Genomic DNA, 23,339 nt, shown 5'->3' on the forward strand with positions numbered 1-23,339 from the left:
ACTCTGTATAAAATTTAAATAGAACCATACCTATGGAGTTGAAGGTGTTGCTTGGAATCAATAGGTCCGGAACTTCACTTTGATGAAAGATATGTTTTCCGGGCCCCCTTCTATCTACAAGCAAAAGCTGAGGCTATGGCCTCAGCTTTTGTTATGGCTGTACAATTTGGACGTTGATTTCCGCTCCAGGCACTCGCTTTCCACGGGCGGTCGGAGCCTCCTCAGCTTGAGCCTGTGGTGTCTTACCCTAGACGCGCTTTTCTAAGCAGGAGTCTCGTACCTTCCTCCTTTTTGAAACTCAACATCTGCCAAATGGACAGATGCTAATCTTCATCTTTCACATCGATATCTTCGGGAATGGGTTCGTTATAATAATCCGCTAAATCCTTCTTATATTTCTCCATCTGTTCAAGATGCATATTAAATTGATCTTTAAAAATCAAATGCTGCTCACCATCATGAACGGTGCGAATTTTATTTTGAACGATTAAACTTTCTATATAAGATTCCGGCATCGATAGATATTCCGCAGTCTCTTTTACTGTCAAGTACATGCCTTCACCCCTTTTCCCCTCTAACTATACTAGATATGAGGCATTATTTGAAGCGCTTGATTTTTAACTGAAAACCCCTTACATGCCAAGGAAAGGACGATACCCGATTCAGGGTATTGTCATGCAACCTCACGAGATTAATCAATTTCCGCCAACGGAACATTTTAGATAAAACAACTTACAATCCCTTCCATTAACATGTAAGATAATGTTAAAGCAATATATCCATAGATTAAGAGGAGTGGACAAAGATGACCTTCTTTTATGTCATTCTTGCGGCAATTTTTGCTGTTTTCCTGGTCAATTTCGTTAAAGGGCTAAGTGAACCGGCTAAAATGGAACGCTATCAAAATGAATTCCGTAAATACCATGGTGAAACTTTAGATCTTCATGCAACGGAAATCGTTTCAGAAGCATTGATAGAAAAGCTTAATAAAGCACTGGATTTCGATTATATGGAAAAGGTCAATACTGAATTCCGCCTGAAGCATCCACGGGACTCACAGTTAAAGGTCAATCAGGCCTGGCGTGAATTGAAACGCTATTTGATTATGGCTGCAGTGTTTGGAAAAGTTGAAATGTTTAATTCAGTCATCGATGAGTTATGGCATATCATGCTGAACTATAGACAGGAATATGATGAGTTTTGCCAGGTTTTCATCGGTAGGACCATTCAGCACCATCCTCATTCAGAACCTGTTTTCAAACCCGATGAGCGCACTCTATTTGACTTTTACTATGTACAGCTATTTACGGTGGACTCCCATTCCATTCAAAAATGGGGCAAATTTTTCAAACATGATAAAGGGCTAACGCTTCTCCGCGATTTTGAAACGTTGGAGCTGGAGCAGTTAAAAGAGAAATATATGCGGAAACCGACAAGTATACAGGCGGAACGGACCTTTGAAGCCTTCACTTCACAATTTAAAGAAAATCGCCCCATGACAGAATTGAATTGGCGGAAAACGTACGATCAGACTGACTACGCAGCTCCTGCCTATTTCACTTATGCAAGCACCGATGATTTTGACAGCGAATTTAAAGATATATTCGGGAATGAACCGAACACAGTTTCCTCCGGTTCCGGCCATGCCGATCATGGTGGCCATACCGGTTCCCATGACAGCAGTTCTGATTCCTCTTCCAGCTGTTCTTCATGCAGTTCTTGTTCGTCTTGAGCTTTTCGCTTGGAGAAATCCAAGCGTTTTTGTATACACAAGCATTAGATGAACTGATTGATCGTGCTTAGTTTTTCACTCAATTCTAAAGGAGTTACAACTGATATGGGTGATAATGAGATCCGAAAATTCAGACCAGTTTTTGTCTATGCAAATTTCGAAAGCAAAAAAAAATTAATGCAAGGTTTAACTGAAGATCGAGTGAAATTGATTCAAGAACTAGAAAAATACAGAAATGTCCTATCACCATTTTTAATTAATGTTTTGCAAACTAATATAGATCAGTGGGAAATAGAAATTCATGATTGGGATGAGGAAATAAAAAAATAGAAGCAGAGAAAGAGAGCTTTTAAGTACTCTCGGTTCACAGGCAAAAGGGGTTCGGAATTAATAAATTCCGAACTCCTTTTAATTTTCGTCCAAGGTTAAGAGCTTGGGTATCTGACGCATTCCATTTTCTTCTTCATTAATTCCACCGATTGAACCAATTCTTGATCCTTTGTTTATTTTTCTCAAGAACCTCCTTAGAGGTCCTGTTGTCTTTTTGTTTTTTCCATTCAAAGAAAGATGCAATTCCGATAAGCAGCCCTCCGCCGATGATTAAATACAGCCACCATGGCATCTCGCTCCACATCGAATTGGTATTCATATAGACATTGAATAAAATCGTCCCAGTTCCAGCGATGAAATAGGATTTGTATTTCATCATGAATCCAAAGAGCATTGCTGCCAATGACACGGTTCCGATAATGAGGGCATCATATAAGGTGTTTCCTGCCATTGCATCAATGATCAGGGCTAAAAACAAAAGGAAAACAATACCACTTTCGATATATTGTGTAATTTTGCCTTTAACAAAGATTTTCCTCAGCAGAGTGGTGCTGACAATGAACAGCGGCAGAATATTCACCTCCTCCTCAAGTACAGGAGGGATCGTGAGCTGATCGACAATGACCCAATACGGATATAGACTGAACAAAATCGCAGCTGCCAACTGGGATTTTCTTTCGAACATCCCTGTCGTCGTGCTTCTCATCAAAATGAAATAGGCCGGAATCAGAAGTGCCGCGATGATTTCCAAAATGAAATGTGCCGGTCCCCCTGTCAAAACATCCATGTTCATGGCAATAAGAAACAACAGACCATAGACTCTGTAAAAATCCAATTTAAGTCCTGCCCCGCCTTTATCAAGCAAGCCTTTAAAGTATTTCTTGCTTAGCAAGACCATTATGGCCGTACACCCAAAAAGGACTGCCGTTCCAACGAAAGGCTGCAATGTGTCCGCGTACATGATGATGATCCAATACGGATACAAACTGAGAATTCCCGTCAGCCAAACGTAGATGCCCTTTTCTTTTACATCCTTTGTGAAACTTCCAATCAAGATGAAGTAAACCGTGATCAAGAGCGATACAAAAACTTCGAGTAACTGGGTCAATGTTTCAGTTGCTGGGAATCCCCGATTCATGTCCAGTAAAAACAGCAGGCCATATATCCTGTATGCATCGATGGTCATACCTGCTTCTTCCTTTTTGATTAAACCATCGAAATAACGCCGGCTTAAAAGCAGCATCCCTGACATACAGCCGAAAAGGAACAGCAAGCCCATTACAACCGATAGGCTGTCGGCATAGCCGACGATGATCAGGAAGGGATACAGACTGACTAGTGCAGCAATATTGGAATGAATTTTCCTTTCTAGCTTTTCCGCTGTCAAGCTTCTCATGAAAATGAAATAAGCGGTTAACAGAAGCGATACAAAGACTTGGAGTAACTGATGTTTAGTATCGTTAAAAACCTCCGCATTCATATCGATCAAAAAGAATAAACCATAAATCCTGAAAGGATCAAAGCTGATGATGCCTGATCCGTTTTTCTTGAGTGAACCGCTGGAATACAGCCTGCTTAACAACAACATTCCTGCCATACAGCCAAAAAGAACAGCCAAACTCGTGACGATTGGGAGTGTATGGGCATAAACTATGATATTGATGAAGGGGACAAGGCCGATGATTGCCGCTATTCCCGAGTAAATGCTTTTTTCTTTCTTATAGATTGTGAATCTTCCCATCAGGATGAAGTAGCTAGGCAACAGCAGGGAAACAAAAATCCCCAAAATCGCAGAAGCTGTATCGCTCATAAACACTTCCAGATTCAGAGTACACAGATATAACAAGCCAAAAATCCGATAATGATCAATGACTCTCTTCGTTCCCTCTTGGTTGAGCAATCCTTTGAAAAGGCGTCTGCTAGCCATCAACATCACAACCATACATACAGACAATACGATAATCGCCATAACCAGAGGCAATGTATTTACATACATACTATAGAAGATGAACGCCAGGCCTAGAGGAACCACAACATAGTTCCGCCAATTCCTTTGCATGAGCAGATACCAGGCAAACAAGAGCTGTACAGTCATCACTCCTACCCAGACTGACTCGCGGTTAAGTGGAAAGCCCCGGATCGCCGTTTCAAAAATGGATATGCTTATCCCTAAATGAATGAATGGAATAAGGTAATACTCCATGATGCCTTTCCAATTCTTATTGGATAACCCCCACAGAATGGTTATGAGTCCTGCTGTAATCATCATGCATATTGATGTAATGAATACTATTTGCTCCATGTTTACCACAAATAAATGGACCTGTAGGAAAAGGACTGAAAACCCTAGGTACGTAAAAACGTATTTTTCCCATTTAACATGCGCCCTTAAAGCACTCAAAATATAAATCGACAGTTGTGCAACATATAGTAACGGTGAGCTTTCCGTAAAAATAATGAGCAAATATCCAACAGGAATCGCCAGTAAATTGGCAAGGTGACTTGCGTAAAAGAAATACAGTTTCCCACTTTTCGAATATTTCCCAAGCCATTCTCCTAATAGGAAAAAGGTAATGGGGCCGAGCAACACGAACGCAATCCTCAGTACCATTGATGCAAAATCAAAAACATCGTAGAGTGAAGCATATAAGCTGGCACTTGTAATCACGACAGGCACCCAGAATATTTGCTTCCGATGGATATGGACGGACCAGCCGTTTATTGCAGTAGCTACGGCAATCACTCCGCTTGCCTCCAAAGGATTTTGTGAATCGAATGGAATCGATATCAAGGAAAGGAAAGAAAGAATCTGCCCGCTATATGCAAAAACTGGAAAGAGTTTATAGTATCCCTTTTTAAATGTGTAAGCTGCACCGATGGAAACCAGTGAAACACCCATTAAATAGACGCTGAGCGGGAAATTTGACCGAACCCATTCTAAACTCTCCGTCAAATATGGATAGAAAGCAACCAAAGCTAGTACGAAAGTGATTGGAAATCCGTATAAGGCATTTTCCTTTATATTCTTTGTTTCGTCTTTTATATAGGTGATGAAGAAAAGCCCAGAGATCATGGCGAGAGCCGCACTAACTGCAAGCCAATCCATTTCGCTGAATTTAATGGTCAGAATCACTAACATGATCATTGGGGAGATAAGTAAGGTACTCTTCCTAAACAGGATGTACCTTGGGTGACGATTATATAAATATACTCCAAGATATTGAACGACCTGAATAACAAATAACAGATTTAAAATGGTAGAAAAAGAGATTGGCAAGGCAAAGAAAAGGTATAGTAACGCTAAGTCGAAAATAACAACAGCCGGGTACGTGAGGCTTGAGTTTCTCGATTGAAGGGAAACATAGGCAAGCTGGGCGGATAATAACATGAGCGCGACGAATATTTGCGCATAGTTCTCCTGGTACACCATCGCGTTACTATATAAGAAAACGATCCCGCTCTCAATCAAACTGGTAATCATGAAGTGCTTCGAAAGCTTAGTTCTTTTGGCTTTAGCCAGATATTTCGATAGCATGGTAAAAATGATTGGAACAAGTGCAAATGCAATGATCATGTACTCACTTATAAACGAGTTATAAACTAGATGGATATATCCATACGTGAAAACGGCGCTAAAAGCCATTTCATAATATTTTTTTTTGAATTTGACCGAAATAATTAAAAACAAAACAGAAAAGACCATCAACGTTAGCGAATACACCAAGTTGCTTGAAACTAACGTCAGGATCACAAAGGTCTCCACGATAATCTTAAACTGGATAAATTGAAAAATGAATGGTTTGAATAACGTTAATGCTTTTTGATTTTTCAATTGCTCAATATTCCCTAATAGCAATAAATTAAGAACGCCAATCGCCAAAAACATCCACTCGATAGTCGGCGTCACAAAAGCCAATCCGAAATAGCAGGTAATGGCAAAAGTGAATATTGAAATGAAAATGAATATTTTCGACTTGAAGTAGTCAGCAATCTTACAATAAATGGCTAAGCAGAGTAATCCCCCAATAAACCCCAGAAGCCCCCGCCCCCCACCATTAAGTGAAAGGTACTCTCCAAAAATCCGATAATATGAAGCTGATAAAATCGTAATCGGAATGAATAAACCCGCTAGCGTCAGGAATGCAAAAGAGGTCTGTTCAATTTTCAGTTTCGAAGCGATGAAGGCCATCCCTGCAAAAATGACGGATACCATTCCAATGAAGAGAACTTTCAGGACCGCATTCAGATCCCCCCATGAAGTGGTTGCTAAAATCAACCCGCCAAACAGAAGCAATATGACCCCAGTGAGCAGGATGACAGAAATTTTCCGTTCCCTGATTTGTTCAGGTGTTTTCTTCGGCTTTACCGGTTTTACCGGTTTCTCCCGCTTGATGGCCTGCTTTTGAATAACCGGTTTCCTATCATTGATCTCCTTGACAGGTTCAAGGCTCTCCTCGAAACCAGATTCAATAGGCGCATACCCGGCCTTCTCATCTTTCATTATCGATTCATTCAATCCACTGGATTCCCGTAATTGGAATGAAGATTCTTCGATCAGGCTATCCTGAATCCTCTTATCGGCACTTTCACCGATTATCGTTTCAGTTCCATGGGTGGATTTCTTCTTTTCTTGCTCTAAGCGCTTTTGTTTATGGAGGGCTAATTGGAAATGCCGATTGTAAGCCCTGCTAATCCGGATATATTCTGATTTAGGGATGAGCCGCCTTTCCCATAAAACATCCAGCTCTTCTTGGAAAATACGCTTCCTTCTTTCTAATGTCATTTCTTCGTTTGAAGAGTCATTCATTCCAAGCTTCCCCTTCCTTCAAATAGACCTTCTATCATCTTATGTATAATCTCTTTTCGATAATAACAAAGTTCTTCCATTTTTAAAATATTTAGGATAGTGCACCAAGGGTGTTCCTACTGACTCAAAAAAAAGAATGACTTCCATTGAAGCCATTCAACATCCTTATATTGATTTTCCTTTATCCTCGCTCCTGATGATGAATAAATAAACGATCATCGAAATGAAAATCGAGGCGGCTGCCGTGATATAGATGCTCCTATATCCGAAGAGGAAGCCAATCTGCCCGAACACGATGGCACCTATGCCCACTCCAAGATCGAAAAATGAAAAGTATGTGGCATTCGCCATCGCCTTCCGATTGGGTGCCGTCTTTTCAATCGACCATGCCTGCAGCGCCGGCTGAACAGAACCGAATCCAAATCCATAAAGCACTGCCGCAATGTAAAGTACCGCTTCACTCGGCATCCATGCAAGCAGCAGCATTCCAGCCATGATGAGTACCGTTGAAGGCACGAATACGGCTCGATGTCCCCTTCTGTCATATAGTCGACCCGCGAATAATCTCGTGACCATAAGGGCCATTGCATATACTAAAAAGTACCACTGAATTCCATCTACACCTTTTTCCGCTGTATACAGGGGAAGGAAGGTTGCAATTCCACCAAATGTAACGGAGATGAAGAAAATGAGCAAAGATGGCTGAAGGGCACTTTTTTCATAAATATCAAACCTTTTGGCTCTGACAGCCGCCGAAGGATCACTTTCCACTTTTTGATACCGAATAAGTGATGCTGCAATGATGGCAAGCAAGCCTAATAAAGAGCAGATCAAAAACAACTCTTGAAACGGAAGGACCGTAACTAGGAAAAGACCCAATGATGGCCCGAATGCCAGTGCTAAGTTACCCGATAATCCGTAATACCCCATCCCCTCACCACGCCGTTTCGCAGGGATTATATCGGAAGCAATCGTTCCTGAAGCCGTTGAAGAAAATCCCCAGCCGACGCCCTGTACAATCCGCATCATGAATAACAAGCCGATGCTCCCCATGAAACCGAAGGAACCCACTGACAAAGCAAAAATGGCTAACCCGGCAAGAAAAACGATGCGCCTTCCTTTCGTCTCCAATAATCTTCCGGCAATTGGCCGGACAAGCAATGCCGAAAAAGTGAAGATTCCAAGGACAGCCCCCACAAGACGGTCATCACCGCCAAGCTGTTCTACAAACAACGGGAGGGTCGGCATCGTCATTTGAAAACCCATGAAGATGCACATATTTGCCAAACAGATCATGATGAAATCACGTGTCCAGATTTTATCAGTCCCTCTTACCCGTTCATCCACTAAGGTTTCCCTCATATCCCTTCACCTTCTAATTATAATAGTCATTGCCAGTTTACTAAAATTGCTTAAAATAAGCGAGTGATTTATTTCGTGTACCTAAATATATATATATAAATAAAAGCCCAATATGACACCGGGCTCCCCCCTTTAACATTCATGATCATTTCCGTCCACTTACCTTCCGTATGCAAACCAATAATTTTTAGGTTCTCCATGCTGTAATGCATTAAACCATTGCCTCTATTCATCCGTAACGGCTCTTAGCTGAAACGCATCCCGCCAGCATAATGGATTTTCCTTACATTCAAATTTTCATAAAACATCCCCTGAAACAACCATTCTGCAAGTGAAGAATGGTTCTACACCCTATCTTATTGTTTCCATATCTTTCATCTGCCCGGCCGAACGAGTTTCTGTTCTTTTCTTCGCCGTTTATCTTGAAACATTTTTTGATCCGCTTCCATGAATAAGCTATCCATATTCCCTTTGGAATGCGAACGGTATGCATGCCCGAATGACATACTGATGTGAGGGCCCTTTTTTAGGGAGTTTTGCAAAAGGATTTCTTCCATTAATAATTCACAAAGAGATTCTACCTCTCGCTTGCTTCTGTCAATCAGAAGAACGGCAAACTCATCGCCTCCCACTCTCGCTACAACAGCGATTTCCGAGAAAATCCGTTTTAATAGATTTGCCGCTGCTTTAATCAATTCATCTCCTTTCTTATGTCCATACGCATCATTCATAAATTTCAGTTCATCTAAATCACACAATATCATGGCAACCGGAGTATCAAAATCCAGATTGGATTTTGCAGCTATATTATCGAAAAACTGTCGATTATGGATGTTCGTTAATGAGTCATGGGACATTTGATACTCAATATCCTGTATGAATTTCACTCTTTCATCGATATTGCGAATGATTCCTTGAACGGCTACCAATTGCTCTTTTTCATATATGGGTGTAGCATATTCCTCGAACCACAAAAAATCACCCTCGATAGTTCTCCAGCGTTGAATGACCGGCTTATTATAATCTATCCCACCATATATCTTTTCATTTAGGAGTTCAAAATCATCAGGATGAATCCTTTCAAAAGGGGAGGAAGGGTCATTGTATGCTTCTTCCAAGACGCCTTGACCTAAAAGTGTATTGATGGATGGACTTAGATACCTGAACTTGGAACTTGGATTCGATTCGTAGCAGTAGATAATATCCTTAGAACTTTCCACTATATTAAACACTTTTTTTTGCACTTCGAAGCCTTTTTTAAGATAATCCTTTTCCCTTTTCTTGCGAGTGAAGATCGTCCGTTTAAATATATCCAATGACCATTTATTGAATTTCATTATACAGCCCCCATACTTTTGAAGTCGTTTCCTTAAAACCCTATCCTTAGATTTGAGGGCGGACTTACACTCATTACTTTTAACATAATTATCCTTTCTATATTATAATTCCAAAAACATCTAAAAGGAAAAACTTTAAATGTTTTCCTTATCTCCTTAAGAAAAAGGGACGCATAACTGAAAAAAGCCGATTCCAATTGGATCGGCTTTTCATGCTTCGACTATTTCGTTATCTCGATTTTCCCATTATTCGTTTCCAATTTAACAAGATTTTCACCTTTGCCAATGACAGTATCGCCCTCATACTTACCAAGGATATCCACTCTCCCATTGTCAACATGAACATCGAATGTTGTATTCGTCGGTTCATTCTCCGTTTTGATCATGATTTTACCATTATTACTTTCGAGTTCGATCTCCCTATCCAAGTCTTTCGTGACTAATGTGATTTTACCGTTATTCGATGAACCAACCAGTTTTCCCTCCACATTATTAAGCTCTACTTTTCCATTAGCAGATTTCACTTCAACTTTTTCGGTTATTATATCATTTAATTCTACCCGGCCATTTTGAGATTTCACATTTAGATTTTCACTTTTCAATCCTGTTATTTGCAATCTTCCATTATCGGATTCGGCCACAAAGGATTTATAAGATTCATCAGGCACATACACCTTTAAATGTAAGGATTGAATATGAAAGCCAAAGCTAAACGTACGTCGATCCTTTAATTGTACCGAAAGCTTCTTCCCTTCCACATCTGCAGTGAAATCCAACTTGGAAACATCCATCCCTTTTGAAACCAACTCTATCCTGGTCTCCTTATCCTTCGTTGGCACGATCTCTACAGCTGCATTGTCAGCGTCGATTTGAATGTCCGTCACGATTTCCGAAATCGTTTTTTCCTCTGTAGTCGTTTCCTTATTCGTCATTTGGGAAAACGTAAACAGACTTCCTATTACCCCGATCAATAACAATACAAGTGCAATGATCGATAATTTTTTTACATTAATCATTTTTCAAACCGCCTTTCACAAGGGAAGCGTTAAATTTTAAATAGCGAATGAATCCTTTAGTTAAAGCACTCGTAGCGACAAACATTCCCATGGCAATGAAAATGCCAATCCCGCATAGTCCCAATGCGAAGAAAAGATCGAATAATTGAAAGTTACCTAACACAAGGTTAAACAGAGCGCCAAGCGGAGCAAGAATGAACGCTATCGCCGAAACCCACCCTGCAATGACAACTCCGATCAAGGCTATAAATGGTCCCAAAACGATCACTAAATTAAAGAACCCCAAACCAATGACTGCCCAAACCGCCCGCATAACATTACCTGCAGAAGTCGTTTGTTCGACCTGACCAAGATGATAGGTTGCCATCAGTTCCTTGGAAATCTGTCTAGGATTTCCAAGGGATTTGGAGATTTCCTGCTCTGACTTCCCTTCTTCCATTCCAATTTCGAAATACTCTTCGTAATCTTGAAGGATATCTTCCCGTTCCTCTAAGGAAAGTCTGGTTAAAGAGGCATTCAATTGTTTTAAAAATTGTTCTTTATTCATTGGTTCACACCTTCCTTGATTAATTGGTTGACCCCATTGGAAAATTCATTCCATTCCATCAGCAGTTCTTGAAGGTATCTCCGTCCTTTTTCGGTTAATGTATAATATTTGCGCGGAGGCCCTTCTGTTGATTCTTGCAAATATGTCGTAAAATACTCTTCCTTCGTCAATCGTCTTAAAAGTGGATATACCGACCCTTCCGATATTTCAATTTGATCCGAAATCTTCTGTACAAGTTCATACCCATAGCGATCCTGCTTATCTAGTAACACCAGAACACACAGTTCCAGGACACCTTTCTTAAATTGTACATTCATAGCACCTTCACTCCTTCCAAAAGTTTTTCAGTATAGTTCAATAAACAGTACTGAACACCGAACAATACATCTTATGTAAATAATTTACCACATGGTACTGTTCATTGCAAGGTACTATATTTTTTTGCCTTACACGCATTCCAATAAGGGTAGAAGAAAATTAGCATTATATTCAAAGCAGCAAGAGAATACGATGTATAATAGTAAAATGTGGAAGGAGGAGTTACTTTGGCCAACAAAGCAATAACAAAGAAGCAATTAGATTTTCTTGAGCATGAATTTAATTACCTTGAAAAGGAAGGAGTCATCTCCCGGCAAGAGAAAGTGAGGATGTTGGGTTCCTATGATGTAAAAGGCAATTTGAGCTTCATCACGATTCTATTATCCATTGGGGCACTTCTTTTAGGTTTAGGCGTATTGACCTTCGTAGCCAGCAACTGGATCTATTTAAGTAAAGCGGTTAAATTCCTGCTTATCATTGCATGCCTCATCGGAGTGAACTTTGCTGGCGTGAAGGTGCAGGCACGCTTTCCCAAAACGTCACGAAGTCTGCATTATGCAGGTATCCTGATCTTTGGTGCAGGGATATTTCTAGTCGAGCAGATGTTTAACATTAGCATCAATTTCAACAATTCCTTTTTATTATGGGCGATTGGAACGGTATTCATTGGATACTATTTGAAGGATGTTTTCATCCTCCTGTTTACATCTTTCCTGCTTTTCATTTATTTGAACGGAAGTATATTCGTTGATGAAACATCTTATCCGTTTGCCATTCTTGTATTTCTACCGGCTTTATACATTCTGTTAAAGAAATTCGATTACCCTAATTATCTGACCTTTTTCATTAACGCTTTAGCCATCAATACAATTGCCTTATTTCTTATGGAATTCGTGCCGAAACTAGGGTTTGAAAATTCGAATACGATTGTCCTTTCCATCTTGTTTGTACTGGGTATCGTGCTTGCCTATATTCCGGTAAGAGCCAAATTACAAAACATCACACACATACAAGGGCATATCTTACATGGTATAACCGCACTCTTCCTTACCTTTGAATTTTCAATCTGGTTTCCTATAGCTTATTTCGTTTTTCTGCTTTATCTGATTCTAAAAGGCAGTTTGACCAGCATCGTGATAATATGTGCACTGATTTTCAGATATTACATCTACTCCTTTGACTTCCTGCCAAAATCGCTTACATTCATCATTGGTGGAATCATGCTCATCGGTTTTGGCTTCTTCTTTGAAAACCAACGACAAAAAGGAGGGGAACTCAATGAGTAATCCATCATTCCGGCCACTCATCGTATTTTCCATTCCAGTCTTGATTTTGTTAATCTTGGCGTTTCCCCCGGTCTGGACAACAATGACAGGAGATGTAATCAAGATCAAGACAGCCCCGGTCGACCCGACTGATTTGTTTAGGGGAAGCTATGTTGCTTTGAAATACGAAATTGAATCAGTAAAGCCGTCGCAAGTCGATGACTCGATTAAAACCGAGTTCAATACAAGGAATATGGGTGATTATAAAAAGGTATATGTACGTTTAAAACAAAACGCTGATGGACTATACGCTGTTGATTACGTAACGAAAGAAAAGCCCGGCGAAGGCGTGTACCTAAAAGGGGAATTGGAAGTCCCTTATGACCTGCAAAATGCTAAAACCATTCAGATCAGATACGGTCTGGACAATTATTTCGCATCCGAAGAAAAGGCAAAGGAAATGGAGAAGGAAGCATTGGCCAATCCTTCAGTGGCTGTCGTAAAAGTTCGTAATGGCCATGTTGTTTTAACCGATATCATCATTGAATGAATGGCCCCCGGATATGACTAGCAAAAAGAGCATCGGTTTTTCGATGCTCTTTTGTTTTCTGGACTATTATCATGTAAAATTCAGATTGTTACTTAATGACCCGTTTTGCCCCTATATATTTTTCTTTCCAATATTCATCACTCATTTTGACCACCTTGACCCCTTTGGTGGTGGTCCCGACAAAAGTGCCATTTCCATAATAGATTCCTACAAAAGAGACCTGCCCTTTCTTACCTGTCGCATAGAAGACCAAATCGCCCGCTTTCAAATCTTTTTGCTTCACGGCCTTTCCGGTTTTATACTGATCCGCACTCGTTCTTGGAATCTTCATTTCTGTGGCGGCATTTTTATATACATATTGGGTAAGACCGCTAGCATCGAACCCTTTAGGGGTCGTCCCCCCATATTTATATTTGCTTCCCACCTGCTTCTTTGCCAAAGCGGCAACTTCATCACCATAATTGATAGAGGCTGAAGCATTAGCCGGACTGAATATGAATGCCGTCAATAATGCCCCGACTAAAACTATGGCTGCAAACCATTTAGAAACTGGTAAACGATAACTCATCCTTTTTCCTCCCCAAACTGAAAATGAACCACAATTTTAAATGTATGTTGCATTTCAGTTTTTAGACCAAATCATTTTCGGCGATCATCATCCCTGTAAAAAAAATAACCAGATAACGCCGTTGTCTAGCTAATACGGTGTTATCTGGTATACTCTACTTTTCAGTAGCTGAAAGAATAGTGTCCATTACTTAGGTTCCTCGTATTGTCGTGCATTTTCACTGTCACTTAAACCTTTAGTTGTATGATCGACCACACCGCCGACCCCAAAGAATGTAAGCGCTATGAAGTTAATGATGCCTAAAGCGCCGTTCAATGCATCATCAGTAATGGTGAAGCCTATAGGAGTAATGAAATTGTTTATGAACGCGGCGACCATCTGCGCCAATATTAAAAGCCCAGGAAGGAGTACAGTGAATATAAACGTAGGGTTCTTAAGACGCACTTTCCAGTTGATCATTGCTTTTCCCCCTCTCTATCCTATTAAGTCCGCTTCATTGAAGATTGTCGCGGACCTGCTATATTTTATGCGGCTTGTCCTTTTTACGTTCAAAAATTCCATTATCATCTATTACTCTAGTTTCCCATAAACATAAAGAAGCCCATCAGAGGATGGACCTTCAAAGTAGTTTTTAAAAATACTAGAGAGCGCCTCACTTTAACAAGTAAGTAACAGCTTCCTCGAGCTCTATATACTCCTCGGCGTGCCAGTTTATTCCTGCCTTTAGAAAATAAGCTTCTGCCTCTATGGGTAAATGGGTAGTCACCGTCCGCAAACCTTTTCTCTCAATTTCCCCCGGAATGGATACCGGCGGCAAGTCCTCTGCCAGCCAAAACCGTTTATACTGCTGAGCCAATTTGTCTTTTTCGAACTTTCCTGCCATTTGTCCCCGGTTTATAAATATCAGGTAATCGGCAAGTTTACGGATATCCTCCATTTGATGAGTGGAAATGAAAATCGTCTTATCTTCCCTTTCCATCCACTCAATCAAAAAATCCGTATACTTCCGTTTTGAGACAATATCCATATGTGCGGTCGGTTCATCCAGAATCAATAGTTGGGCATTTTTGGACAAAGTCAGGGACGCTAGTAACTTCTGTTGATTACCCTGTGATAATTTTCCGTACTTCTTATTCATGGGTATCTCGAAGGCATCCACCATATTCCCAAACCAATCATCATCCCAATTCGGGTACCATTTTGAGAATAAGACCTTTAATTCATTTCCCGTAAATGAGTCACAGCCCATCAATGTTTGAGGCTGGTAAGCGATTTGCTTTTTCCAACTTTCATCATCCTGGTTTGTATTACATCCAAAAACGATAATCTCACCCATATCCTGTCTCGCCAGCTGCATGATCGTTTTCAGCAGTGTACTTTTCCCTGCACCATTATTACCGATCAAAGCCGTAACCGTACCCGATTCAAGCGTAAGGTTAATCGGTCCTAACAAAAAATCCTCGATTTTCTTTTCAACGGAAAGTACCTCAAGTGATGCCGTCATCAACCTTTCCCTCCCTTTTTCATTTTAAGCTCTTCGATCAGTTCTGCAAAAATCGTCTCGATTTCTTCAAATGTATAATTTTGTTGAAGCGCTGATTCAATGCTTTTCTCCATCGCTTGCTGGACGGATTTGATTTTCACACTTCGGATGAGACTTTCCTCCACTTTTGCAACGAAGGTCCCTTTTCCCTGGATGGTAGTGATGAATCCTTCCAGTTCCAAATCCTGATAGGCTCTCCTGGTGGTAATTGCACTGATTTCCAAATCCTTCGATAGCGTTCTTATTGACGGCAAAGGGGCACCTGGAGCCAGTTGCCCACTTGCTATCATGGCTTGAATCTGACCAGCTATCTGATGATAAATGGGGACTCTTGATTCTTTTGATAAATGAACCGGTAGCTCCACTTTCCTTTTCCTCCCCGGATATCTTATTTTAAATAATCTATTTTTTTCATTTTCTTTCCCATATAATGCTTACAGTAATAATAACCGCTGACCGCTATCACTCCTGAAACAGCCATTGACCAAATAGGGAATGCCTTCGCCGCTTCCATCGATAAGCCAACGATCCCTGTATCTGTTTTCACGTAGAACCATACGAGAACTAACGTTACTCCCCCATATATGATGATACTCCATACTAACAGCATCATTGGAGTGATCCTGTCTCCTACGTCGCTTGCCGCATATGTGAAGGCAGATGCTATCCCAAAAAGCAACCAAATAAGCATAAATGCAATGTATTCAAGAATGTCCATCGATTCAAGGAGCATTGGCGAAAATAAAATCAAGAACAATAGTTGAAAAGGCAAACCGGGAAACAGTGCTTGAACTAAGCGGCTCTTCATCAGTACTTCCTTGTCTATAGGCAGTGTGTTTAACATCATGAAAAATGGCGAACCCCAAATTTCCCCATCCACCTTTTGATATTGTAATTCTTTGGATCTAACCATATAAGGAACCAAACCAAATAGCAGCAGAAAAGCAATATCAATAAAAATGGAGGGCAGTTGGTCCCCATCATTCCAAACAACCGTATACATAACAGCGACCGCAAGAAGGATGAAAAACAAACTGAATATCCCGATCCATGATTTTTTCCATTCCATTTTTGCTAACCAGAAAGCATCTTTCCACGTATCCATGTACGTAAGCCCCTTTCAAATTGTTATAGTGTTTATATCTATATACACAGTATATGTCAATGATATCCACTTTGCAACCATAAATAGGGATTTTATCTCCATAACAAAGCGAAGTTAAACTTGATATAGGAACACATCTTTCGAATATCAGCATGACAAGGTATGAAAAAGAACAGCGGCATTTGTTCCAGGTGTTTTAGGGTCAGGACATCATTCCATAAGGGTCAACTTTCTCAAATGCCTTAATGATACTTGTGCATTTCACCTTATATAAAAGCAAGAAAATAAAAAAAGAACGTCCGATCCGTGATCGGGCGTTCTTAAAACCTGAATATATTAAATGCTAGATTTTTCACACTCCATTTTTTCCTGCAAAAACACTCTGATCCGTTCAGCAGCTTCTGTCAATCTCTCGGCCGGCTGGACCAAGGCCATCCGGACATACCCTTCACCCTGCTTCCCAAAAGCATCGCCTGGAACGACCGTTACCCCTGCTTTTTCAATCAATGCATAGGCAAAATCCCGTGATTTCCAGCCAGCAGGAATTTGGGCCCAAATAAACATCGTAGCTGATGTTTTCGGTACATGCCATCCCCCTTCCGCAAGACCTGAAATCAAGGCATCACGTCGGGACTGGTATTCCTTAACCTGTTCGGATAGCAGCGAAAGATTGGAAGTTAGCGCCATTTCGGCAGCTTTTTGAATAGGATAAAAAACCCCATAATCGATGTGTGATTTCAGCGTTCCCAGGATGTTCAGCGCGTCTTGATTTCCCACTGCATACCCAATGCGGCAGCCGGCCATATTAAAAGTTTTGGAAAGTGAGTTAAATTCAATCCCCACTTCCTTGGCACCAGGAATGGACATAAAACTAATTTGCGGATGATCATCAAAAATCAATTCCGAATAAGCAAAATCGTGAACCACCATGATTTCATTCTTTTTCGCAAACGATATAACGTCCGAAAAGAAAGTCTCATCAGCAAGGGCCGTGACAGGATTACCAGGATAACTGATGATCATCATTTTCGTCTTTTTCAGTATTTCATCCGGAATTTCGTTGAGCTGCGGCAGGAATCCATTTTCGGCAGTAAGCGGCATCGGATGAATGATTCCGCCGGCAAGTTCCACACTCGCTTCATAAATTGGATATCCCGGATCTGGCACCAGCACATAATCTCCAGGGTTTATCATCGCCGTTGCCAAGTGTGCAAGGCCATCCTGTGACCCCATCAGTTGGAGGACTTCCCTTTCTGCATCCAGCTCCACTCCATAACGCATCCGATAAAAGTAACAGACTGCCTCATGGAATTCAAGCGTACCTTTTAACGTATACCCGTAGGAATTGCGATCCTGCGCATACTTCACAAGCGTATCCACCACAAAATCAGGCGGTGGTAGATCCGGACTTCCAACACTCAAATCGATAACATCCAGCCCTCGTTTCATTGCATCCTGCTTGCGGGCCGCCAACTCTGAAAAGATTCCTGTTGTGAATCTTCCGACTTTTTCAGATGGAGTCATATTCATTCTGCGATTCCCCTCCATTAAATGATTTTCTATCTATCATTATAGCAATCTTTTTCGAGTATTTTAAGAATTCATCAGTATATCTGTTCGAGAGCCACATCAAGATGATCGAATTTAAATGCATACCCCGCCTTTTCCAATCTCTCAGGTATGACCCACCGGCTTTTTAATATCAATTCCGTTTCGGTCCCCATAAAGAAAGCCCCCATTTCAAGAATGGGAGTTGGACAGGGAAGTCCTATCCTAATATTCATGAACTGAATTTCTGATTTCCTGATCCTTGATGGCCTCCCAGTCCGAATTTAACCAAATTCCTATATTCCTGAAATGCTTTTCAAAGTATTGACCGACAAAACCAGTCCCGCCAGCTAAAACCACTTTCTTCAGCATATAACCAACCCACTTTCGTTTATGAGTTAATAGTATGAATAATAACGAACGCCTTCTATGTGAAGTAATTCACATAGATTATACCATGTTATTACATTAAATGGTAGCAACTCCTGCCGCTGTGCAATAATTGGTGAACTTGTCCAAGCAAAAGGGAAAATTACACATAAATTAGTAATGTGGAAATTTATAAAACAAAGGGGATGATTTCAGTGTCAAACAAAAAGCTAAGAAGAGCTGTTAATTCTGGAACCGGTAATTCCGGAACTGGCAATAGCAGTCTTAGGTCTGCCTTGAGAAGAGTCTTACAAAATTTATTAAACAATAATAGAGGTACTTCAATTAAGGAACCTACTTCCAACAAGCAACCCACTTCTGTCAAAGAATTTGAAAATTAGAAGGTTGCTTTTTTGAGATTAACATGGAATCCCTTTGGACTAATCTAAAGGGATTCCGTGTTATGTATTTACATGTACCAGCTATATATGTCTAGTGAATAACTGTTATATCTAATAGAGATAAAGGAGAAGTTATGATGTATTTTTTTCGAGACTGGAAACCTAAAAAGGATATAAAGAAATTAACGGATATCACCGTAAAAAATTTTCGGGTTTCTTCCGATAAAGTGAATGAAATTCTGCAAAAGTCACACAAGGTGCTTGTGATTTGTAATGATAAAGGTAAAGTAGTGGGATTCATTTGTTATAATCTTTATTTATATAAAGTGGCTCATATTAATTATGTAGTCATTGACAAAAAATATAGAGGAAAGGGAATTCTGCAAGCCCTTTTACCCGAATTAGTAGAATATGTGAGAAATAAAGGAATCCTTGTAGTATCCGGTTTCGTGAACAAAAATAACCATGAGGCATTGCAAAAATTTAGAGCCCTTGGTTTTAAACCGATTTTTATTTATCATGATGACATTCTAATTCAATCACTGATTTAAGAAGGGTCTCTTGAAGCTTATAGCGTAAATAAGAAGAAAGATCGATCAAATACATTCTGTTTCACCTATATTAACTGCATTCCTGATACCAATACAAATATGCGGGAATAGGATTATAGGGATATATGAATTCCCTGTTCCTCCATGCAATGAATAACCTAGGGAAGGAAAGCCTGTAAATTCTACACGGATTCATAGGCATTTTCCCTGTAGTCTCTTCTACCTTTCTTATAATCTTACCCCCTTTCCGATGCTTCTTTAACATGCAATATTCCATGTATTCAAGGCACTTCTATTAAACAAACAGTGTGCAACGTTTGTCATTCCTTGGCTTGATCGTAGAGTTCCCATTAAAAAGGTCAACCAGTAAAAACTAGTGAACCTATCATATGTTTATCTTTTTGAATAAAACTGGAGCGGTACTATATATATTGGAAGGAATCGCAATGATTTAATACCCCACACATAATATTTTTCTATATTTTCAAAATAAACCCATTCCTGTATAGTGATTGTATACCTTCTAAAAGGGGAGATATAATGAAATCGATAGAACTAATCATCTTAAATCTGGAAGAGGTTAGAAGAAGAAACATTAAACTATGGACTTCAATACCTAAAGGCACACTCCATTGGAAACCGGACGACAAGGCAATGAGCTGTTTAGAAATGGTTAGACATGTCCTTGATAGTGAGCATTACTATCATTTATCCATTAAAAATCAAGGCAGCTTACCAGTTTATGAATCACCATATGAAAAACAGCCACTTAGCTCCGTGGAAGCGGAATTAAATTTTGCTGAACCATACAGGCGTAATTTTTTGGAAACAATCATGTCCTTCAGCGAAGACGACTTATCCACTATTAAAATTGATCGCTCTGATGTAGGATATATCAGGGATTTAGGAGACATGTTGCTAAGAATCGCTTATCATGAGTCTGTACATACTGGTCAATTATTGGACTATTTAAGAACTGCTGGAGTCCCTAGAATAAGCGTTTGGGATTAATCAAATCATTTTCAATTGTGTTTCATCATGCTGAAGCACCACACTGTAGGCAACTCGATGAAAATCGTGTTTGTCTGCAGTTTTTTTTTGCTTGTACGATTTGGATGTTGATTTCCGCTTCAGGCACTCGCTTTCCGCGGGCGGTCGGTCGCAGGAGTCTCACACCCGCTCCAATTAACCTAGTTTTAATTATAGATAGAACCCTTTCGCCTAAAGTTATTGTTTTAAATAGAATTATTTAAACTTGTGGTGATGAGGATGCTTGTTAAACATGATTCTAGAGACCAACTTGATATGTTTACCTTAAATCAACTGTTGCCGCAGATGCAGCTTATAAATCCCCTGATGCTCCACCATAATCAAACAATCCAATTATCTTCAAGAAAATGTTTCATGCAAGAAAATTGTGGAAAAGTAATGATATAGGAGGGATAAGAAATGTTATCAAAAAAACCGGCGGCCAGAATGGTCAGCGCCTTTATTCTGACCGGTTCTCTTTTAGGGGCAGGTGCATCGTTTTCAACAGAACCTGTTGAGGCTGCATCCACAATGGATTCCGCTTCTGCCATAGCTAAGGATCACGCTCTTACCACCTTACATGAAATCTACAACAAAGCTTTTTCAGGAGAAATGCCTTATACTGCCATGGGTTTGAAAATTAATGAAAACACCCAAAAAGATGTATATGAGATATTTGGTTCTCCCCCTGAACCAGGTAACACAGATGAAACTTTTGACTATTACCATGCAGAAATGGGGTATCCAGGTTTTGCATTTGCCTATAACGCTGACAAGACCATCTCACAAATCCGATATTTCGGGACAGATGTGGAACGGGACCATAATCTAGGAAGCATCACACCTAAAGTATTAGGAAATCAACTCGGCAGTGCTGACGAAATACGCCATATTTCCAGTACGAATGAAATCAACTACGTTTACAAGACAGGGAATTATGAACTGCAATTCATTGTCGGTGAAAATCAAACTGTAAATCATATCAATCTACTCGAAGCTAAATAAAATGTACGATAAAATGGTTGTCGAAGGTTGCAGAGAATGAAAATTATCCCTGCACCCTTTTTTTATTTCAAGCCCCTCCCCTTCTTTCCCTTTCAACTTCAAAGCCGTGTACTGCCAAAATCAGATAATGGAAGCAAAACGGTCATTTCATTTACATAAACCATACTCACCCCAAACGGATTCTTAATATTTTTACAATAAAATTAGCTTATTCAATATTATTTCAATATATGGAGGGTGTCAGTAAAATGATTAATAAGTTCAGGGCTTTCACAGTATCGGTTCTAAGCCTCACCATCCTTTTTCAGGGTCTTCCGGCCGCGGTTGCAGCAAAAGATGCAGAAGACAATCAGACAAATCCAGGAGGCAGATGGATGAAGGGGGAATATCATGCCCATACCACTCAGTCCGATGATGCCGAGGGATCACAGAGCCTTGAAAGCTTGCTGAATAACGCATTTGATAAGTATGGCATGGATTGGATGGGAATATCCGATCACTTGAGGATGTCTTCAAGGGATGATGAAGGTAATTTGATTCCAGGAGGGCCGATACCGCTGTCTCAGGGAATCAGTCAATATCAAGCCCCAAAAATAAAACAACTGCAAAAAGAGGGCAAATTTAAAAATAAAGTCATCTTTTCAGGCTTCGAATGGGACATGCCCACATACGAGCATGTCGGCATAGGCATTTTGGGAGATCAGCCGGGCTCGCCTAAAAGTCTGAAAGCTGCCAATCAGTTCGAATATCTGTTCACCAACCAGGATGAAAAGATGTTTGATCCTAAGGATGTAGCCATTTGGAAGTCACAGGATCAAAGAGCCAATAAAACATCCGAGGATGCCCGAACGGCATTGGCATGGCTCGAAGAAAATTATAAGAATACAAGTTATGCCATATTGAACCATCCATCAAGAAAGAGGGTGTACAGCATATCTGATTTTCGCGACTTCAACAATATCGCCCCGGATGTCATGTTCGGATTTGAAGGTATGCCAGGTAACCAGTTGGAGCCGGATAGAGGCGGTTTAAATCTGACAACACCGGAAAACCGGACCTATGGCGGTTCCGATTACATGCTTGCTAAGGTAGGAGGTGCATGGGATGCGCTACTTGGGGAAGGTCGTAAGTTCTGGAATTTTTCCAATTCGGACTCCCATTTTGAAATCAGTGAAAACCGCCTATACTCAAGCGGTTACTGGCCAGGAGAATATTCCAAGAATTATACATGGGTAAATGGCTCATCAATAAAATCTGTCCTTGATGGCATGCGATCCGGAAAATCCTTCTCCGTTTTTGGTGATTTGATCGATGCCCTTGAATTCCAAGCTAAAAACGGAAACAATACGGTGGATATGGGCGGGGACCTTAAAGTGAAGGAAGGACAGATGGTCAAGATCACCGTCCGATTTAAGAGCCCCCAAAAGAACAATAACGGGGACCCCGTCAAGGTAGATCACGTGGATTTAATTTCCGGTGAAGTAACCGGGAAAGCAGAGCCTGGAACACCTGCTTATAATAAAGCCACCAATGATACGACAAAAGTGGTTAAACGCTTTACAAGTAAAGACTGGAAAACCGATCGCGATGGTTTTCATGCCATCACTTACAAAGTCAAAGCAAATAAGGATCAATATTTCCGTTTACGCGGCACGAATCTAGGGGAAAATGTCTCTGGAGAAACGATGGACGGTGAACCGCTGATCGATAAAAAGACTGAAATCGAGGATAACGAAACGCGTTTTTCAGAAATAAACAAACGTAACTATAAAGACCTTTGGTTCTATTCAAACCCTATATTCGTCAGCGTAGAGGATAAATAATCATGGTAAAACTAAGTTAAAACGAATACTGCAATAGTTCTGGACGGCCTCTAAGAGCCCCTCTCCCACTTAGCGGAAGAGGGGGTCAGACTGTAGACAAACTCGATGAAAATCGAGTTTGTCTATTTTTATG

The 23,339-nt window shown here is 40.4% G+C and carries 21 protein-coding genes and 1 pseudogene; 8 read left to right on the forward strand and 14 right to left on the reverse strand.

Translation table 11 applies throughout. The features are described from left to right. Positions 1–323: 323 nt before the first annotated feature. A complete protein-coding gene (locus ADA55_RS20405) occupies positions 324–554 on the reverse strand; it encodes an excisionase family DNA-binding protein (protein ID WP_048687214.1) in 231 nt (76 codons plus the stop codon). Between the two features lie 251 nt (positions 555–805). Here ADA55_RS20405 and ADA55_RS20410 point away from each other — a divergent pair, with 251 nt between their 5' ends. Next, entirely contained in the window at positions 806–1,732 is a 927-nt protein-coding gene (locus tag ADA55_RS20410; RefSeq protein ID WP_048687216.1) for a hypothetical protein, read from the forward strand. Positions 1,733–1,837: 105 nt separating this feature from the next. After that, positions 1,838–2,062, forward strand: a complete 225-nt coding sequence (locus ADA55_RS20415) for a hypothetical protein (protein ID WP_048687218.1) — start codon at positions 1,838–1,840, stop codon at positions 2,060–2,062. Positions 2,063–2,198: 136 nt separating this feature from the next. Here ADA55_RS20415 and ADA55_RS20420 read toward each other — a convergent pair whose 3' ends face one another. The 6 genes from ADA55_RS20420 to ADA55_RS20445 form a co-directional block, all read right to left on the reverse strand. Further along, a complete protein-coding gene (locus ADA55_RS20420; RefSeq protein ID WP_048687221.1) occupies positions 2,199–6,869 on the reverse strand; it encodes a hypothetical protein in 4,671 nt (1,556 codons plus the stop codon). A 165-nt stretch (positions 6,870–7,034) separates the two neighbouring features. Beyond that, entirely contained in the window at positions 7,035–8,231 is a 1,197-nt protein-coding gene (locus tag ADA55_RS20425; RefSeq protein ID WP_048687223.1) for an MFS transporter, read from the reverse strand. A 374-nt stretch (positions 8,232–8,605) separates the two neighbouring features. After that, entirely contained in the window at positions 8,606–9,568 is a 963-nt protein-coding gene (locus ADA55_RS20430) for a sensor domain-containing diguanylate cyclase (protein WP_048687225.1), read from the reverse strand. Positions 9,569–9,789: 221 nt separating this feature from the next. Continuing rightward, positions 9,790–10,584, reverse strand: coding sequence for a DUF4097 family beta strand repeat-containing protein (locus tag ADA55_RS20435; protein ID WP_048687226.1), 795 nt, complete (start codon positions 10,582–10,584; stop codon positions 9,790–9,792). Further along, positions 10,577–11,131, reverse strand: a complete 555-nt coding sequence (locus ADA55_RS20440) for a DUF1700 domain-containing protein (RefSeq protein WP_048687228.1) — start codon at positions 11,129–11,131, stop codon at positions 10,577–10,579. The genes ADA55_RS20435 and ADA55_RS20440 overlap by 8 nt, the downstream gene beginning before the upstream one ends. Continuing rightward, positions 11,128–11,448, reverse strand: coding sequence for a PadR family transcriptional regulator (locus ADA55_RS20445; RefSeq protein WP_034305446.1), 321 nt, complete (start codon positions 11,446–11,448; stop codon positions 11,128–11,130). Before ADA55_RS20445 ends, ADA55_RS20440 begins: the two co-directional genes overlap by 4 nt. A gap of 228 nt (positions 11,449–11,676) precedes the next feature. Here ADA55_RS20445 and ADA55_RS20450 point away from each other — a divergent pair, with 228 nt between their 5' ends. After that, on the forward strand, positions 11,677–12,735 hold the full coding sequence (locus tag ADA55_RS20450) for a DUF2157 domain-containing protein (protein WP_048687229.1): 1,059 nt from the start codon (positions 11,677–11,679) through the stop codon (positions 12,733–12,735). Beyond that, positions 12,728–13,264 (forward strand): GDYXXLXY domain-containing protein, encoded by a 537-nt coding sequence (locus tag ADA55_RS20455; RefSeq protein ID WP_048687231.1) that lies wholly within the window; start codon positions 12,728–12,730, stop codon positions 13,262–13,264. Before ADA55_RS20450 ends, ADA55_RS20455 begins: the two co-directional genes overlap by 8 nt. An 88-nt stretch (positions 13,265–13,352) precedes the next feature. Here ADA55_RS20455 and ADA55_RS20460 read toward each other — a convergent pair whose 3' ends face one another. The 7 genes and pseudogenes from ADA55_RS20460 to ADA55_RS20490 all read right to left on the reverse strand — a co-directional run. Beyond that, positions 13,353–13,832, reverse strand: coding sequence for a C40 family peptidase (locus ADA55_RS20460; RefSeq protein WP_034305456.1), 480 nt, complete (start codon positions 13,830–13,832; stop codon positions 13,353–13,355). A 186-nt stretch (positions 13,833–14,018) separates the two neighbouring features. Next, positions 14,019–14,291, reverse strand: coding sequence for a phage holin (locus tag ADA55_RS20465; protein WP_048687232.1), 273 nt, complete (start codon positions 14,289–14,291; stop codon positions 14,019–14,021). A 193-nt stretch (positions 14,292–14,484) separates the two neighbouring features. Continuing rightward, positions 14,485–15,336, reverse strand: coding sequence for an ATP-binding cassette domain-containing protein (locus ADA55_RS20470; protein ID WP_048687233.1), 852 nt, complete (start codon positions 15,334–15,336; stop codon positions 14,485–14,487). Next, a complete protein-coding gene (locus ADA55_RS20475) occupies positions 15,336–15,740 on the reverse strand; it encodes a GntR family transcriptional regulator (protein WP_034305461.1) in 405 nt (134 codons plus the stop codon). Before ADA55_RS20475 ends, ADA55_RS20470 begins: the two co-directional genes overlap by 1 nt. A gap of 23 nt (positions 15,741–15,763) precedes the next feature. After that, positions 15,764–16,480: a hypothetical protein gene (locus tag ADA55_RS20480; protein WP_048687235.1), complete on the reverse strand. Its 717-nt coding sequence runs from the start codon at positions 16,478–16,480 to the stop codon at positions 15,764–15,766. Between the two features lie 336 nt (positions 16,481–16,816). Then, positions 16,817–18,010, reverse strand: a complete 1,194-nt coding sequence (locus ADA55_RS20485; protein WP_048687237.1) for an LL-diaminopimelate aminotransferase — start codon at positions 18,008–18,010, stop codon at positions 16,817–16,819. Between the two features lie 74 nt (positions 18,011–18,084). Continuing rightward, positions 18,085–18,329 (reverse strand): annotated as a pseudogene (locus ADA55_RS20490) (DUF1731 domain-containing protein); the annotation flags it as partial. Positions 18,330–18,935: 606 nt separating this feature from the next. Here ADA55_RS20490 and ADA55_RS20495 point away from each other — a divergent pair. The 4 genes from ADA55_RS20495 (at position 18,936) to ADA55_RS20510 (ending at position 23,206) form a co-directional block, all read left to right on the forward strand. Then, entirely contained in the window at positions 18,936–19,349 is a 414-nt protein-coding gene (locus tag ADA55_RS20495; protein ID WP_048687239.1) for a GNAT family N-acetyltransferase, read from the forward strand. Positions 19,350–19,889: 540 nt separating this feature from the next. After that, positions 19,890–20,360: a DinB family protein gene (locus tag ADA55_RS20500; RefSeq protein ID WP_048687241.1), complete on the forward strand. Its 471-nt coding sequence runs from the start codon at positions 19,890–19,892 to the stop codon at positions 20,358–20,360. Positions 20,361–20,798: 438 nt separating this feature from the next. Beyond that, a complete protein-coding gene (locus ADA55_RS20505) occupies positions 20,799–21,383 on the forward strand; it encodes a YjgB family protein (protein ID WP_048687243.1) in 585 nt (194 codons plus the stop codon). 248 nt (positions 21,384–21,631) lie between these two features. Further along, positions 21,632–23,206 (forward strand): S-layer protein, encoded by a 1,575-nt coding sequence (locus ADA55_RS20510; protein ID WP_048687245.1) that lies wholly within the window; start codon positions 21,632–21,634, stop codon positions 23,204–23,206. The last annotated feature ends 133 nt before the right edge of the window (positions 23,207–23,339 follow it).

The sequence above is a fragment of the Bacillus sp. 220_BSPC genome, from assembly GCF_001054655.1.
Classification (GTDB): domain Bacteria; phylum Bacillota; class Bacilli; order Bacillales; family DSM-1321; genus Peribacillus; species Peribacillus frigoritolerans.

Bases quoted from the DNA above. Each gene is read 5' to 3' on its own strand.
- ADA55_RS20405 (WP_048687214.1), bottom strand. From the start codon at position 554: ATGTACTTGACAGTAAAAGAGACTGCGGAATATCTATCGATGCCGGAA.
- ADA55_RS20410 (WP_048687216.1), top strand. From the start codon at position 806: ATGACCTTCTTTTATGTCATTCTTGCGGCAATTTTTGCTGTTTTCCTG.
- ADA55_RS20415 (WP_048687218.1), top strand. From the start codon at position 1,838: ATGGGTGATAATGAGATCCGAAAATTCAGACCAGTTTTTGTCTATGCA.
- ADA55_RS20420 (WP_048687221.1), bottom strand. From the start codon at position 6,869: ATGAATGACTCTTCAAACGAAGAAATGACATTAGAAAGAAGGAAGCGT.
- ADA55_RS20425 (WP_048687223.1), bottom strand. From the start codon at position 8,231: ATGAGGGAAACCTTAGTGGATGAACGGGTAAGAGGGACTGATAAAATC.
- ADA55_RS20430 (WP_048687225.1), bottom strand. From the start codon at position 9,568: ATGAAATTCAATAAATGGTCATTGGATATATTTAAACGGACGATCTTC.
- ADA55_RS20435 (WP_048687226.1), bottom strand. From the start codon at position 10,584: ATGATTAATGTAAAAAAATTATCGATCATTGCACTTGTATTGTTATTG.
- ADA55_RS20440 (WP_048687228.1), bottom strand. From the start codon at position 11,131: ATGAATAAAGAACAATTTTTAAAACAATTGAATGCCTCTTTAACCAGA.
- ADA55_RS20445 (WP_034305446.1), bottom strand. From the start codon at position 11,448: ATGAATGTACAATTTAAGAAAGGTGTCCTGGAACTGTGTGTTCTGGTG.
- ADA55_RS20455 (WP_048687231.1), top strand. From the start codon at position 12,728: ATGAGTAATCCATCATTCCGGCCACTCATCGTATTTTCCATTCCAGTC.
- ADA55_RS20460 (WP_034305456.1), bottom strand. From the start codon at position 13,832: ATGAGTTATCGTTTACCAGTTTCTAAATGGTTTGCAGCCATAGTTTTA.
- ADA55_RS20465 (WP_048687232.1), bottom strand. From the start codon at position 14,291: ATGATCAACTGGAAAGTGCGTCTTAAGAACCCTACGTTTATATTCACT.
- ADA55_RS20470 (WP_048687233.1), bottom strand. From the start codon at position 15,336: ATGACGGCATCACTTGAGGTACTTTCCGTTGAAAAGAAAATCGAGGAT.
- ADA55_RS20480 (WP_048687235.1), bottom strand. From the start codon at position 16,480: ATGGATACGTGGAAAGATGCTTTCTGGTTAGCAAAAATGGAATGGAAA.
- ADA55_RS20485 (WP_048687237.1), bottom strand. From the start codon at position 18,010: ATGAATATGACTCCATCTGAAAAAGTCGGAAGATTCACAACAGGAATC.
- ADA55_RS20495 (WP_048687239.1), top strand. From the start codon at position 18,936: ATGTATTTTTTTCGAGACTGGAAACCTAAAAAGGATATAAAGAAATTA.
- ADA55_RS20500 (WP_048687241.1), top strand. From the start codon at position 19,890: ATGAAATCGATAGAACTAATCATCTTAAATCTGGAAGAGGTTAGAAGA.
- ADA55_RS20505 (WP_048687243.1), top strand. From the start codon at position 20,799: ATGTTATCAAAAAAACCGGCGGCCAGAATGGTCAGCGCCTTTATTCTG.
- ADA55_RS20510 (WP_048687245.1), top strand. From the start codon at position 21,632: ATGATTAATAAGTTCAGGGCTTTCACAGTATCGGTTCTAAGCCTCACC.